Annotated in this window: 11 protein-coding genes; 5 read left to right on the forward strand and 6 right to left on the reverse strand. The window is 51.3% G+C overall.

The annotated features are described in order from the left end of the window. Positions 1-44 precede the first annotated feature (44 nt). The 5 genes from EZJ44_RS08165 to EZJ44_RS08185 form a co-directional block, all read right to left on the reverse strand. On the reverse strand, positions 45-293 hold the full coding sequence (locus tag EZJ44_RS08165; RefSeq protein ID WP_131282327.1) for a WhiB family transcriptional regulator: 249 nt from the start codon (positions 291-293) through the stop codon (positions 45-47). Between the two features lie 142 nt (positions 294-435). Further along, positions 436-3,033 (reverse strand): ABC transporter permease, encoded by a 2,598-nt coding sequence (locus tag EZJ44_RS08170; RefSeq protein WP_131282330.1) that lies wholly within the window; start codon positions 3,031-3,033, stop codon positions 436-438. Beyond that, positions 3,033-3,776: an ABC transporter ATP-binding protein gene (locus tag EZJ44_RS08175; protein ID WP_131282333.1), complete on the reverse strand. Its 744-nt coding sequence runs from the start codon at positions 3,774-3,776 to the stop codon at positions 3,033-3,035. Before EZJ44_RS08175 ends, EZJ44_RS08170 begins: the two co-directional genes overlap by 1 nt. Before the next feature lie 11 nt (positions 3,777-3,787). Beyond that, positions 3,788-4,492, reverse strand: coding sequence for a response regulator (locus EZJ44_RS08180; protein WP_131282336.1), 705 nt, complete (start codon positions 4,490-4,492; stop codon positions 3,788-3,790). After that, a complete protein-coding gene (locus EZJ44_RS08185; RefSeq protein WP_131282339.1) occupies positions 4,485-5,690 on the reverse strand; it encodes a sensor histidine kinase in 1,206 nt (401 codons plus the stop codon). Before EZJ44_RS08185 ends, EZJ44_RS08180 begins: the two co-directional genes overlap by 8 nt. A 125-nt stretch (positions 5,691-5,815) precedes the next feature. On the opposite strand from EZJ44_RS08185, the gene EZJ44_RS08190 reads away from it, so the two are divergent. Continuing rightward, complete coding sequence (locus EZJ44_RS08190; RefSeq protein ID WP_131282362.1) at positions 5,816-8,371, forward strand: NAD-dependent DNA ligase LigA; 2,556 nt, start codon at positions 5,816-5,818, stop codon at positions 8,369-8,371. A 115-nt stretch (positions 8,372-8,486) separates the two neighbouring features. Here the strand turns inward: EZJ44_RS08190 and EZJ44_RS08195 are convergent, their stop codons facing one another. After that, positions 8,487-9,749 (reverse strand): phospholipase D-like domain-containing protein, encoded by a 1,263-nt coding sequence (locus tag EZJ44_RS08195; protein ID WP_131282342.1) that lies wholly within the window; start codon positions 9,747-9,749, stop codon positions 8,487-8,489. 195 nt (positions 9,750-9,944) lie between these two features. Between EZJ44_RS08195 and gatC the strand changes: the two genes are divergently transcribed. From gatC to EZJ44_RS08215, 4 genes are all read left to right on the forward strand, one after another. Further along, positions 9,945-10,241: an Asp-tRNA(Asn)/Glu-tRNA(Gln) amidotransferase subunit GatC gene (gene gatC, locus EZJ44_RS08200; protein WP_131282345.1), complete on the forward strand. Its 297-nt coding sequence runs from the start codon at positions 9,945-9,947 to the stop codon at positions 10,239-10,241. Continuing rightward, on the forward strand, positions 10,241-11,746 hold the full coding sequence (gatA, locus tag EZJ44_RS08205) for an Asp-tRNA(Asn)/Glu-tRNA(Gln) amidotransferase subunit GatA (protein WP_131282348.1): 1,506 nt from the start codon (positions 10,241-10,243) through the stop codon (positions 11,744-11,746). The genes gatC and gatA overlap by 1 nt, the downstream gene beginning before the upstream one ends. Further along, positions 11,746-13,242 (forward strand): Asp-tRNA(Asn)/Glu-tRNA(Gln) amidotransferase subunit GatB, encoded by a 1,497-nt coding sequence (gene gatB, locus EZJ44_RS08210; protein WP_131282353.1) that lies wholly within the window; start codon positions 11,746-11,748, stop codon positions 13,240-13,242. The genes gatA and gatB overlap by 1 nt, the downstream gene beginning before the upstream one ends. 253 nt (positions 13,243-13,495) lie before the next feature. Continuing rightward, positions 13,496-15,010: an NAD-dependent malic enzyme gene (locus EZJ44_RS08215; protein WP_131282356.1), complete on the forward strand. Its 1,515-nt coding sequence runs from the start codon at positions 13,496-13,498 to the stop codon at positions 15,008-15,010. Positions 15,011-15,107 lie beyond the last annotated feature (97 nt).

Raw genomic sequence — 15,107 nt, forward strand, 5'->3', positions numbered from 1 at the left:
TGGTGGTTGAAAAATTTCAACCACCACATTTCATTAAAAAGCTATCAGATTGGACGGCGGGTACGTGCAGTACGACGACGAAGGGTGCGGCGCTCGTCTTCTGACATTCCACCCCATACGCCAGCGTCTTGATTGGTATCAATAGCCCACTTTAGGCACACTTCAAGCACCGAGCAGGTGCGGCAAACCCGCTTTGCTTGCTCGGTCTGAGCCATCGCTGGACCTGAGCTTCCAATAGGGAAGAAGAGCTCGGGATCTTCATTAAGACAAGCAGCCTCGTGACGCCAATCCATGTGTTGTCTCCTTGGAACGTGCCGGCAGTGCCGAGAGTTTCTCGAAAAGTGCACGTTTCTTAGTCGTGTATTTGTTGTAATACTTAACTTTTGCAGTTTTCTACGGCAGAGTAAAGAGCAAAAACTGTGATCCTTAGCGTGTTTATTTTATGGATCGACCATAATGAGTCGTGAACGAGGGCAGTGCAGTCTGGATTCGAGCGCAGATACCCGCAAGTAGAGCGCAAATTAGCGTCAATATGACTACCGATATCCAAGGAATCGAGAAGAATTGTCGCCATGTCAAAGCGCCAACGTAGACAGTTGCAAGGTATATGCCGCTCGTCACTCCCGCAAGCGAGCCCACGAATACCGAAAGGGTAGTGCGCCCGATGGCAGACACCACGAGACTTGTTGAATTAACGTGTGGTGAGATTCCGATGCCAGATAGAACTTTCACTTCCGATGAACGCGCTTGGCGCGACAAGTACAAGGAATTACAGACGGCGGCTACGCACAGAATTAGGCTTAGTGTGAGCAGGCCCAAGGTAATATATGAGGCCGGTGTGTTCTTCGTTCGAATACCAACAGGTTCGGATGACAATACAACGTCAGCTCGAACTGAGGCGTCAGCTTTTATTACATTTATCGTAGCCTGATAAGTAGCAGCTTTATTAGCGTTTCCTTCGGTCGAAAAACGTGCCCACGCTTCAGAAACACGATGGGTACCGAAGGTATCTTTGAGGTCGGTGGTGGTGATGATACTCCACGGCACATTTTCATAGCGAACGTATAAAGTGATAGCTTGCGTTGGGGATTGTGACAATGTCAAAGTCGCTTGCTTCGGTAATTCCGTAGGGGGGAGTCCAAGCAAATCGCGAGGGAGCACGATAGTGCCTGGTTTGAGGCCGCGAAGAAATTTCGTTCCAGGAGGAAAGTATTTGCGTGCTGAGTCTGGATCTATACCGTAGAGGTAGAAATTTTCGAGTGTTTCGCCGTTGTTATATCCGAGTTTTCCGATCACGGTTTCCACCGGAAGAACTTGATCAACGCCTGGGGTTTTAGCGAGTTTTTCCAGTGTGGATTCGCTAAATCCAGCACTGTTATGGGGTCTGTTCGCTGGGCTATTTGCCGGGCTAACAATTGGGCCATTCGTTGGGTCAATAATCTTGGCGGCGGCATCGAAGGGAAGGTATTGAGACTCAGATTCTTGGTAGGCAGTAGCTTTAATCGAGCTCATGGTAGTCAAACCGAGGATTGACGCAGCTGCACAGATCATCAGTAGGGTACCAATACGCGCCATCGCGTCTGCATAATGTTGGGTGGCAGCTAGGTGGAAACTACTGATAGAGCGACTAAAACGTACGTGTCTGGCAAAAATAGAAACCACGAAACGCAAGGCATAAAAGCTCGCAATGGCCGCTAAGAGAAGCAGTGAAATTGTGGTCAGTACACGAAGATATTGGTTGTTGTTTCCGGATCTGATGATAAACAATAAATCTTCAGGAACAACGATAGAGAAGAATACTGCGATTGTACCTAGCACAAAAACGATGAGTTCGATGGCGAAAATGACAAGTTTTCGACGTTTTCGAGGTGTTTCTCGATGGAAGATGAACGACGCGGGAACGAAGCTGTACGCTGCCACGCTTGGCAAAGAAGCAATGAGCGCAACTCCGATAGAACCTAATGCGGCGAAGAGATAATCGCTGATCACGACGTCAAAATCTTGAGAGATAAAAGCACCGCCGCTTCCTGATTTCAGTAAGCCAATCACTACTTGGAAGAGCGAACGCCCAATTGCGTGTCCGATTGCGGTACTGAACACCGAAATGATAAGCACTTCGCTCATGTTCACGCCAAATATGTACCAACGGGATGCTCCAAGCGTGCGAAGTTGTGCCATCGTGCGGCGGCGATTCTTCACAAGTGAGTGAGTTGATGCTGCGATCACAAACGCGGAAATAAGCATCGGGAGAGCCAGCAGCCAGCCAAGAATGCTTTGGAAGTACGCAATATTGCGTGCCTGTTCGGCGTAGACAGATTCGCGTATTTCCTGTGCTGATAATACGGTTCCCGCGGTCAGATTCTTGATTTTTTCTTGCAAAAGCGTGCGAGAAACATGGGGTTTTGCAACTACGAAGAGAGCGTCGTTGCTCCCCATCTGCGATGCGCTTATTTTAGTTCCGGTGGCTGCATCAGGAGAATTGACAAGCAATTCGCTACTTTGTGCCGCGCTAGAAAACGGGCTACGGGAAAAAATCCCAGTCACAGTAAGTTTGTGTAACGCTAATGCAAAAGAAGAATCCCCTAAAACTGTAATCTCTTCCCCAATTGATACTCCGAGCGCTTTAGCAATGCTTCCCGAGATGAGCACTTGATTGTCGGCGGTGGGGCGTTCTCCACGAGTGATATCGATTATCGACCATTGTTCAGGAGGTAAATTGTTGATATTCGCGTCTATGGCGTGGGAGCCAGAGATGATTGTTGCAGGCGCATGAATAGAGCTATATACGCTCTCTACCTCTGGCAATGCGCGCAACTTTTGGGCAAGTGCGTCTGCTGTTGTGGATTCGTCTGATACTGAAAATGCGATTTGGCCAGTAGTTTTGGCAACCGATTGTTCGAGGGTCTGGTTCAAAAAGGGGGTGAGTAAGACTTCTAGAAAAATGAAGATCGAGGCGATGATCAAAGCCAACGACGGTAGTAGATGTGATCTCCAATTCACAGTCAGTGTTCGAAAGATATGAGTCAACATCATTATTCTTCGCCGTATCCAAACGAACTCATTGCCAGCAAAATTGACTGTAAAGACGGCGAATCAATGCGACCGATTAACTCACCATCCGACAAGAGATAAACGCGATCCGCAAATGCCGCAGCTGCCGGATCTTCAGTAGTAATTAGTACAGAAATTCCAAATTCGCGCACGCATACTCGCAACAGTGAGAGTATTTCTTGCGCAGATTGGCGAGCCATGCCGCGAACCGGATCATCACAAAGGAGCATCCGCGCAGAGGCAAGCACAGCGCGTGCAATCGCGGTACGTTGTTGAATGGCTCTTCCGGCATGATATGGAATGAGTTGAAGGTACTCACTCAGCCCGAAAGCCCTTACCACCTGTGCGAATTGCTTTTCGTCAATATCGCGTTTGGAAAAGCTACTTGGAAGGCGCAGATTTTGTTCAATCGTCAAGGATGGGAGCAAATTGTCAGATTCAAAAATGACCCCGAGTTCATTTTTTCGCAGTTCAACTATCTCGTCATCGGTCATTTGCACAATGTTCTTCTCACCGATTTCAACGATTCCGCCGTCTACGCGTTCAATTCCGGCAAGCACTGAGATAAGCGTTGATTTTCCTGATCCAGAAGGTCCAAGCAACGCTGTAAAATTCTGAGCAGGAATCTCGAAGGAGACTTTATTTACGACTGCGCGTGGCACACCTGCGTCAAGCACATATTTGCTAACGTCAAAAACTTTTGCCGACGGCGGGGTTCGATCCATGCTCCTCCCTTTCAGTCGATTTCTCCAGGCTTAACGAGCCCAGCTTGGTATGCCATCACAACTGCTTGCACCCGATCTCGCGCTCCGAGCTTTGCAAAAATTCTTCCAATATGAGTCTTGACCGTCGCTTCGGCAAGAAATAATTCCTCTGCGATTTCGCCATTGCTCAGTCCGCGCGCCGCATGATAGAGCACTTCGCGCTCGCGATCCGATAAATCATCGAGAAGTTCGGGCACGATTGCTTTCGTATAGGACGCCTCAGTCGCGAGGTGAGCCACGAGGCGTTTTGTCGACGACGGTGCGATAACGGCGTCGCCCCGAAAAACAGTACGAATCGCCGTGAGCATCTCATTCGGGGGAGCGTCCTTGAGCAGAAAACCGGATGCCCCCACTTCAATTGCCCGCATAACATACTCGTCTACATCGAAAGTGGTGAGAATGATGATTTTTGGTTCAACGCCATGAACGAAACGCGAATTGACAATCTGTTCGGTGGCGTCGAGCCCGTTCATATTGGGCATGCGCACGTCCATAAGAATCACGTCGGCGGGAATGAGAGCAATGCGTTCTAAGGCTTGTTCGCCGTCGCTTGCCTCTAGCACCACTTCCATGTCTGGTTGCGAATCAATCACCATCGAAAAGCCAGAGCGCACCAAGTTTTGATCGTCAACTAGTGCAACCCGAATGATGTGATCAGGTGCGTCTTGCTCAGTCATTTGTTATTCCTCTCGACGTGTTCACTGGGATTAGTGCACGAACTTTATAGCCGCCTTCGGGCCGCGGACCGGCGTCAACAGTACCACCAAAGACTGCCGCTCGTTCCCGCATACCGATCACGCCGTGTCCCTTGCCGTCGCTTGGAGCTGCGGCGCCGCGTCCGTCGTCCAGAATTTCGAGTGTGATCGCCACGCTTGTCCATTTGAGAACTACGGTAATTTTAGCGTGTGGACCAGCGTGCTTGAGCGCATTTGTCAGCGCTTCTTGGCAAATTCGGTACAGTGCGTTGCCTAAACCAACCGGGAGCGGATAAGGTTTCCCAAGGCGCAGATAGGACACATCGGCACCAGATTCACTGACGTTATGCACAAGCTGTTCAAGATCATCACCCACAGGTTGTGGTTTGAGCGGAGAGTGGCTTTCATTGGGATCACGAAGGACGCCGATGATGGAACGGATATCTCCTAGCGCTGCGCGCGACATTTCTGCGATAGTTTCAAGTGCATGTTGCGCCGCTTGCGGATTACTTTCGGCAGCATAACGGCCGCCGTCAGCTTGCGCGATCACCACAGACAGCGTGTGAGCAACAATATCGTGCATCTCGCGGGCAATACGCGTGCGCTCTTCAATCACCGCCATTTCGGATTCGCGTTCACTATCGCGCAAAATCTCTGCGTTGCGGTTGAGCATCTCCTGATAACGCTGTAGCTGCAAGTATCGCAGCAGTGCCAGCGAAAACGTTGCAATCACTACGGATTCCACGAGAAGAAAGTACAGTACGGATTCGAGTGAGGGCGTGGCAGCTACCACTGGAAACGTGAGCAAGAACCCGTAAAAAAGCGCGCCCAATAGGGCAGCGATGCGAGCTTTCCGTGCGCCATATACGGTAACAGCGAAAAGGGAAAACAGGATGACGACGTCAAAGGGGAGTACGAGCGAAGGGATCAGCAGGAATCGCGCCAAGAAGGAGAAGTAGATGAGCCCTGCGCTCAAATGCGGACGTGAGCGCCGAAAACCAGTGGAAATGCACGTTATGATTGCCACCGTGTAGAGGCTCACGATTTCATTGCCGGCGAGATCCGTATTGGAATCGATAAAGAAAAGAGAGTAAGCAAAAAGCGCAGTAGCAATAAGTGCAAGTGCCACATCTACGGGCGAAATCTTGCGCAAAGTTACGAAGTATTGCTGTACTGCCATAACCTAAGAATACTTCGCTGCGGGCACAGATTCCGAATAGAACATCATACTCAGGGTTGAAAATATGCGGGTAACACTACAGAAGTGAAATTAACTAGCCAGAACCTTAATAAATGCGAAAGAATATGAGCGTGTCTGAAGGATTATCTTTTGAATCTGCGCAAGCCCGTTGGAACGAACTCGCGGCGATATTGAGCGCTGCGCAGGAGGCTTATCATTCCACGGCAGAACCGATCATGGTTGATGCACAATACGACACGCTCATTCATGAGTTGCGCACCATTGAGGATCAGTTTCCGCAGTTGTGGAATCCAGATTCGCCCACGATGAAAGTGGGATCAAAAGTAACTGGTGCCAACACGCCGTCGTTAAAACACCGCGAGCGCATGTATTCCTTGCAGGACGTATTTTCGAAGGAAGAGCTCAGAGCATGGTACACCTCGCTTATGAACGATGTGCCTGCGGATTCACGATTCACTGCCGAAGTGAAAATTGACGGTCTGGCGCTGAACCTCACATATCGCAACGGACAGCTGGAGAGTGCTGCGACGCGAGGTGACGGCGTCGAAGGTGAAGATGTGACCCGCAATGCGCTCGCGATTTCTGCGATTCCCGCTGCGCTTGCCGGCACGGATTTCCCCGAGCTTGTTGAAGTGCGCGGTGAAGTGTTTTTCCCGGTCAAGGCATTCGAAGAGTTCAATAGTTTGGTTGAACAGCGCAATATGCTCGTAGAGGAGCGCAACGCGGCAATCTCGCAAACTAATGCGCAAATTCGTAAAGAAAATGCACGTATTCGCAAAGAAAATTTGGCACGCGGCGAGGCCGATCAACTTCCATTACTTCCGCTCAGACGCAGGGAGAACAAGCTCAAGACCTTTGTTAATCCCCGCAATGCCGCTGCTGGATCGCTACGTCAGGACGACAACTCTGGTTTTGCTATCCGTTCCTTGGCATTTATTGCGCACGGAATTGGCGCCCTCGAAGGCGCGAGCCCGTCCCTCATGAAAGCCCTGGAGACTCAAGAAGGGGTCTATGAGGTTTTCCGGTCATGGGGACTCCCGATTTCACCGCAAACCGAAATCCTCAGTTCGATTGAGGAAATTGAGCGGTTCTTGGATTCCTACGAAGGCAAACGCAATTCGCTCGAACACGAATTCGACGGCGTCGTCATCAAACTTGAAGATCGCCGTATTCAGCAAGAACTTGGATTTACTACGCGCGTTCCTAAGTGGGCGGTAGCCTACAAATATCCGCCGATGGAGGTGCAGACGCGACTCCTCGATATTCGTGTACAGGTGGGCCGAACCGGACGAGTTACACCTTTTGCTGTTATGGAGCCCGTGGAGGTTGCGGGTTCGACCGTCTCTCAGGCCACCTTGCACAATCCAACTGAGGTCAAGCGCAAAGGCGTGCTTATTGGCGATATGGTGGTGTTGCGCAAGGCAGGGGATATAATCCCGGAAGTTCTTGGTCCGATTCTCAGCGCGCGCGATGGCTCAGAGCGAGAATTTGTTATGCCTTCGGTATGTCCCGCGTGCGGCGGTCCGGTGCGAGCGTCCAAGGAAGACGACGTCGATCTGCGCTGCCAAAACACGCGGTCGTGTCCGGCGCAGCTAACGCAGCGAATCGTGCACATCGCCTCGCGTGGCGCTCTCGATATCGAGGCGCTCGGGGATGAAACTGCTCGTTGGCTTGCGAATCCAGACAGTTCGCGCGACGACGCGTTGCTCGCGCTTGCCACTGGGCATACTGTGGATTTCAGAGATTTCGATGGAAACAAGAAAGCGCTGTCTTTGAGTTTGAAAGAAAGGCAAGAACTGGGCATTGTTGACGACGACGGCGCACTGTTGGATACCGAACATACGGTTGCGCCGCACGTACTTGAGGGACTGAACTTTCCACCTGCCCAAATTCCAGTGTTGGAATCGGAAGCTGGTTTATTCGATCTCGCTGTCGAAGATTTGCGCGATGTATGGCAGTGGCAAGAAGTGCGAAAAGGTGGAGCACCGACCGGCGATTATAAGTATGTTCGCGCTGCTTGGACGAAGCCCAGGGCTAAGAAACTTCCTCCATCTGAGGAGTTTCCGCACGGTAATACGATAGTTGTATCTGAGCCATCCAAAACGATTCTCAAAGCATTAGCTGAGGTAGAGGTAGCGAAGTCCAAAGAACTGTGGCGTAAAATCGTGGCGCTCAATATTCGCCATGTCGGTCCAGTAGCTTCAAAAGCCTTGGCTCAACGTTTCGGCTCGCTTGATGCCATTCTTGAAGCTGGTCTTGACGAGATTTCCCAAGTTGAGGGAGTCGGTGAGGTTATTGGGCAATCACTGTTGCAGTGGTTTGAAGTCGATTGGCACCAAGAGATCATCGAGAACTGGAAGAAGGCTGGCGTAAGTTTTGCCGACGACGCGTCCGCCTCGGCGTCGTCCGTTCCACAAACCTTGGCTGGACTCACGATCGTGGCAACCGGTTCCTTCCAGAACTTCACCCGTGATTCGATCAATGAGACGATTGAGCGCCACGGTGGAAAAGCGGCAGGTTCGGTCTCGCGACGTACCTCGCTCGTCGTCGTCGGAGAAAATGCGGGATCGAAAGCGACGAAAGCACTCGATCTTGGCGTTCCGACTTACTCAGAAGAACAGTTTGAGGAGCTTGTACGCACTGGTAATACCTTGGAGTAGATCGGGTGGTGCTGTAGTCGCATAAAGCGTTCTAGGCACAGGAATTTGCACAAAAACTATTTGCACCCTGTGGGGTGCTGGCGAGTGTTTGTGATGCCCACTGCGTTTATGCTGTCTACAGTAGCGGTCCGAGCGGGCCAAGGAGGCGTTCGCCGAGCTTCGATAGTTTGCCGCGACTTTCCCACTCGTCAAGAAGCAGTTCCGAAGTATTGGTGAGGTCCAGACGGAAGATTTTTTCCATAGACTGTGCGATTTCTTCGGAGAAAATTTCTACATTGACCTCGAAATTTCCGGCCATCGAGAGTCGGTCGATATTGGTGGTTCCCACGGTGGACCACACGCCATCAACCGTCATCGTTTTGGCGTGCACCATCGCTTTTCGATAGCGGAAAATTCTCACCCCGCCTCTGAGTAATTCGGCGTAGTGAGGGCGGCCCACCCAGTCGGCAACGATATGATTGGAGTATTCAGGAAGAAGAATCCGCACGTCTACACCACGTTTCGCTGCTTGGAGGAGCGCGAATTTGAGCCCTTGATCAGGGATGAAGTATCCCATCGTGATCCAAATATTCTTTGAGGCGCGGTCAATGGCTTCGAGGTAGAGTGCTCGTACCGGGAAAGAATTGAACGCTGGCGTATTCGTGACTGCACGAAGGTGCGGCGCCCACACGCCGGCACCTACATCTGGCAGTTCAGGATGTATTTTTTGGTATCGATAGATATTCCACATATCCACGAAGGCATTTTCAAGCTCCCATACCTGTGGGCCGCGCACGCGAATATGAGTATCGCGCCAGTGGTGGGCAAAGAGATCGCCGATATTGTAGCCGCCCACAAAACCGATCTGAGAATCAACGCAGATAATTTTGCGGTGATCGCGTCCCTTTTTTCGGGCTTGACCAGTTATAATTCCTGGGCGAAGGAGCGGGAATAGCAATACATGAATATTCGGATGTTTGGGGTATTTGCGGAAGCGGGGTGGTTGATTCAAATTTCCCCACGTGTCGAGAATGATATAGACCGACACGCCGCGGTGAGCAGCATTAATGAGCTCGTCTTTGAAGCGATTCCCGATGAAATCGTCCTTCATTATAAAGTTCTCAAAATAGATATGATGTTCGGCGTCGCGGATCGCGTTTAGTTGCGCTTCGTAGAGGTCTTCGCCGTAGGTGTAAATTGTTACATCGTGATCAGATAGATCGTTCATCAGCGGCTCAAGATGAGGGAAATCCCCGTGGTCTGGATTGCGGCGTTTTCGATGCGCGTCGATAGCGCTAACTGTTGCGATTGCTGCAGCTTGAGCTGTAAGTAGACCGCCCACTCCCCATTTGAGCATACGTTTGAGTGTCTCTTTTTGCTGCCTTCGCGTCCTGATCATAGGATCATCATAGCTCATCGATGAATAACAAAGCATACTTCCGGAGGGGTTGGGCTGGGTTGGCTTGCGGTTGGCCTGTGCTGGTGTGGAGTATGAACGTCAGTGGGTAGCAGGTTAGTGACTGTGGCATCACGATGAATGATGAAATGATGATACGAGTTAGCGCAAGCTGGCCAAGAAACATAGAATAAGAGCATGTCGTCATTTTCCAAAGAAGAGGTTGCTCGCGTAGCAGACCTCGCACGTATTGCCCTAACAGACGAGGAAATCACACAGTTCGCAAATGAACTTGCCGTAATTTCCGATGCTGTTGCGAAAGTTTCCGAGGTCGCATCGGCTGATGTGCCAGCGACTTCCCATCCCATTCCGCTCTCGAATGTGTGGCGTGAGGACGTCGTCGGCGAAGGTATCGATGTGGACGAAGTGCTCGCAATGGCTCCGGCACACGAGGATGGCAAATTTGCTGTTCCACAGATTTTGGGGGAGGAATAATGAAGGAAATTCTCAAGAAGTCTGCCCTTGAACTTGCGCAGTTGTTGCGTGATCGCGAAATTACGTCCGTTGAACTCACCGAACTGTGCCTAGATGCGATTGAGCGCTTGGATTCACGCTTGCATGCTTTCCTTTATGTTGATCGTGAAGGTGCGTTGCAGCAGGCACAAGCGGTTGACGACGATCGCGTTGCTGGCGTGGAACTGCCTCCGTTTGCTGGGGTTCCGGTTGCTGTCAAAGACAATATGTGTCAGCGCGGTATTCCAACCACTTGTGGTTCCCTCATGCTCGAAGGCTGGAAGCCGCCGTACGATGCAACGGTAATCACGAAGATCAAGCAGGCACGTTTGCCAATTATTGGTCATACCAATATGGATGAATTCGCGATGGGCTCGTCTACCGAGCACTCGGCTTTCGGTGCGACGCGCAATCCTTGGGATGTGGAGCGTATTCCAGGTGGTTCTGGTGGCGGCTCTGCTGCTGCTGTGGCTTCTTATATGGTGCCTTGGGCTCTGGGGTCTGATACAGGCGGTTCGATCCGCCAGCCTGGAGCTGTGACGGGAACTGTTGGTGCAAAGCCAACGTATGGTGCTGTCTCTCGATATGGCTTGGTGGCTATGGCGTCGTCGCTCGACCAAATCGGACCAGTGACGCGCACTGTTGCTGACGCTGCCGCACTACAAGACATCATCGACGGCTACGATCCGCATGACTCGACGTCGCTTCCTGATGTGCCAGTTGATCTTCTTGACGCTTCGCGTGAATTGGAAGCTGCGCAAGATTTGAGCGGACTTCGTATTGGCTTGGTCGAGCAGATGCAGGGTGAGGGATACTCACAGGGCGTGCTTGACGTCTTCAATGCCACGGTGGAGCGTTTGCGTGAACGCGGTGCGCAAATCGTGACGGTGTCTTGCCCGTCGTTTGAATATTCGCTCGGCGCATACTACCTGATCATGCCAGCGGAAGTTTCTTCGAACCTAGCGCGGTTCGACGGCGTTCGCTATGGCAACCGAGTAGAGCCAACTGAAGGCCCAGTTACTGCCGAGACAATGATGAGCGCTACTCGTGGCGCAAAATTCGGCACGGAAGTGAAGCGGCGCGTCATTTTGGGAACGCACGCTCTTTCTGCAGGCTATTTTGATGCCTACTATGGCTCGGCGCAAAAAGTGCGCACTTTGGTGCAACGCGATCTTGATGCAGCGTTTGCACAGTGTGACGTGTTGATTTCTCCTACTTCGCCTACTGTTGCGTTCCGCTTTGGTGAGAAGTCCAATGATCCTATGGCGATGTACATGAACGATATCGCTACTATCCCGGCAAATTTGGCCGGTGTGCCGGCGATGTCGGTTCCAGCAGGTCTTTCGGAGGGGCTCCCCGTGGGAGTGCAGGTCATCGCACCTGCTCATGAGGACGCTCGGATGTATAAAATCGCAGCTGTTATTGAATCGCTTGCAACTGACGACGCTGCACAATGCCCAGTTGAGGCACTGGAGGAGGCTCTGTAATGGATGAATTGATGGATTTCGACAGCGTTGTGGCGAATTTTGATCCAGTTTTGGGTATCGAAGTTCACGTGGAATTAGGTACCACCACCAAGATGTTCGATGCTGCACCTAACGCATTCGGCGGGGAACCGAACACTTTCACCACTCCGGTTTCGCTCGGAATGCCTGGTGCATTGCCGGTTGTGAACAAGAAAGCTATCGAGTACGCGATTCGTCTTGGTCTGGCATTGAACTGCAAGATCGCCGAATCATGCCGATTTGCACGCAAGAATTACTTCTATCCTGATTTGTGCAAAAACTTCCAGACGTCCCAATCCGACGAGCCACTCGCATTTGATGGGTATCTCGATGTCGAGTTGGATGACGGCGAAGTGTTCCGCGTCAATATTGAGCGTGCCCACGTTGAGGAAGACGCCGGAAAGAACACCCACGTTGGTGGCGAAGGCCGGATTCAAGGTGCGAGCTATTCGCTTGTGGACTACAACCGTGCAGGTGTGCCACTGGTAGAGATCGTCACGCGTCCTATTGAAGGATGCGGTGAGCGTGCGCCGGAAGTTGCAGCGAAGTACGTGCAAACGATTCGTGATATTGCTCGGGCAATTGGCGTATCGGAAGCGCGGATGGAGCGCGGAAATGTGCGCGCAGATATCAATGTGTCTTTGCGCAAGACACCGCAGTCACCGCTGGGAACGCGCACTGAGACGAAGAATGTGAACTCCTTCCGAGCCATTGAGCGCGCTGTGCAATACGAAATGTGCCGCCAGGCTGCGGTGTTGGATTCAGGGGCAGAGGTTTTGCAAGAAACTCGCCACTGGCAAGAAGCTGATTCGTCTACGTTGTCTGGTCGTGTGAAGTCTGATGCGGACGATTACCGCTATTTCCCAGAGCCGGATTTGGTTCCTTTGCAGCCGAGCCGCGAGTGGGTTCAGGAAATTCGCGCTTCGCTTCCCGAGCTACCGGCAGCAAAACGCCGTCGTCTAATGGAAGAGTGGTCCGTTTCAGATCTGGAAATGCGTGACATGGTGAATTTGGGCGTTTTGGATCTGATTTCGGATTCTGTCGAAGCAGGCGCTAGCCCAGCGGGTGCGCGCAAATGGTGGATGGGCGAGCTAGCTCGTTACGCCAAAGAAAACGAGATTGAAATCGACGACGTTCCTGTTACTGCAGCACAAGTAGCACAACTCGACCAGCTTGTGGAATCTGGCAAACTCACCGATAAGCTGGCGCGTCAGGCTCTTGAGGGCGTGCTAGCAGGCGAAGGCGATCCAGCTGAGGTTGTCAAAGCTCGTGGGCTGGAAGTGGTGTCTGATGATGGTGCACTCAATACCGCGGTCGATGAGGCTCTAGCTGCTAACCCGGATGTAGTGGAGAAGATTCGCAGCGGTAAAGTGCAAGCAGCTGGCGCTATCGTTGGTGCGGTGATGAAAGCTACTGGTGGCAAAGCAGATGCAGCACGTGTACGTGAAATCATCATGGAGCGTGTGCAAGCTCAGTAGCTTTGCTAGCGCTAAGTGGGCGTGAGTCTACTTAGATGATGCTAAACCTGGCCTGGTGGGGCGGGAGATTTCCAAAATCTCCCGCCCCACCAGTTATTACGCCTGTTATAGATGTGTATGATTTCGAAAATGTGTGCGCATGTTTAGGCATTGAATCCCATATATGGAATGTTGTGTGTTTAAAGTCGGAAATGTGTAATCCTTGATGTTGATGGCTTGTGTCTGACACTGCTTTTTCGAGGAGATATTTCACATGAGTTTAGCGATTCCCACTTATACTGCAACGATGCGCTGCGAGATTGCGACGGATCCTCATGCAATTCCTCGGCTCGTTCAAACAGTTGCTGACTGTGGGGCGATGGTATACGGCATTGACGTGGTCAAATCTGACGACGACAAAATCTTGGTCGACATCACGATGAACTGTACCGATTATGAGCATGCCATTGAGATTCGCGAAGCTTTCGAAGACATCGACGACGTCACCGTACACGGCATTCATGATGTCACCATCCAGGCGCATCTTGGCGGAAAAGTAGAAGTGACATTGAAACGTCCACTCAAAACGCGACAGGACCTATCGCGAATCTATACCCCCGGCGTCGCCCGCGTATGCGAACTGATAGCGGAAGACAAATCTGAAGCCCGGCGTCTGACCATTAAACGAAACACGGTTGCCGTGATTTCGGATGGAACCGCTGTGCTCGGTTTGGGTGATATTGGGCCCGAAGCTGCGATGCCAGTGATGGAAGGCAAAGCAGCGTTGTTCAAGAATTTCGCCAATGTGGACGCCTGGCCGATTTGTTTGGACACCAAAGATAGCGAAGAAATTATTACTATTGTTAAGGCTATTGCGCCTGGATTTGGCGGGATTAACCTCGAAGATATTTCTGCGCCGCGATGTTTTGAAATTGAACGCAGGCTTCGTCAAGAACTTGATATTCCGGTATTCCACGACGATCAACATGGAACAGCAGCAGTGACGCTGGCGGCGTTGATCAATGCCTTGAAGGTCGTACACAAAAAGATCGAAGATGTGCGCATCGTCGTCTCCGGCGTTGGGGCAGCAGGTAATGCCATCATTCGACTTTTGTTGCGCGAAGGAGCCAAAGACGTGATCGGTTGTGGGCGCGCAGGGTCGTTGGGAAGATTCCGCGAAGAAGCAGATCCGGATCGTCAGTGGCTTGCGCAAAATACCAATCCGCGCAATGTAGATGGTTCCCTAAAGGAAGTGCTCAAAGGAGCAGATGTGTTTATTGGGGTGTCGTCAGGAAATATTTTGGACGGTAGCGACATTGCAACTATGGCTGATGACGCGATCGTATTTGCGATGGCCAATCCGACGCCGGAAGTAGATCCCATCGCCGCAGGCGAGCACGCAAAAATCGTAGCCACAGGACGATCTGATTTCCCTAACCAGATCAACAATGTGCTGGTATTTCCAGGGCTGTTCCGTGGATTGCTTGATATTCGTGCGCACGAGATCACGGACGAAATGCTTTCGGTGACGGCGCGCGCACTCGCCGATGTAGTGGAGCCCAAGGAGTTAAACTCGAGTTTTATCATTCCCGGTGTTTTTCATCCTGACATCGCAAAGCGCGTGGCAAATGCGATTCGAGAAGAATTTGAAAAGAATTTGAAAAGAACAAGAATCAAGAATCGCGAAAGAAGTAGAAAGAAGCGAAGTGAATCTTGTGTAGCGGGCGATATTTGGCTTTATAAAGCCAAATATCGGTTATGTGATCAGCGACACCGCCCGCTGAATTGACGTAGAGACTGAATCTTCTATAAAGTAAATATCCGTTGCGGCGACGCGGAAAACGATGAAAATCGAACGTGTCGGGCAACAAATCTTCAAGTTGATT

The sequence above is a fragment of the Arcanobacterium bovis genome, from assembly GCF_004331995.1.
GTDB lineage: Bacteria > Actinomycetota > Actinomycetes > Actinomycetales > Actinomycetaceae > Arcanobacterium_A > Arcanobacterium_A bovis.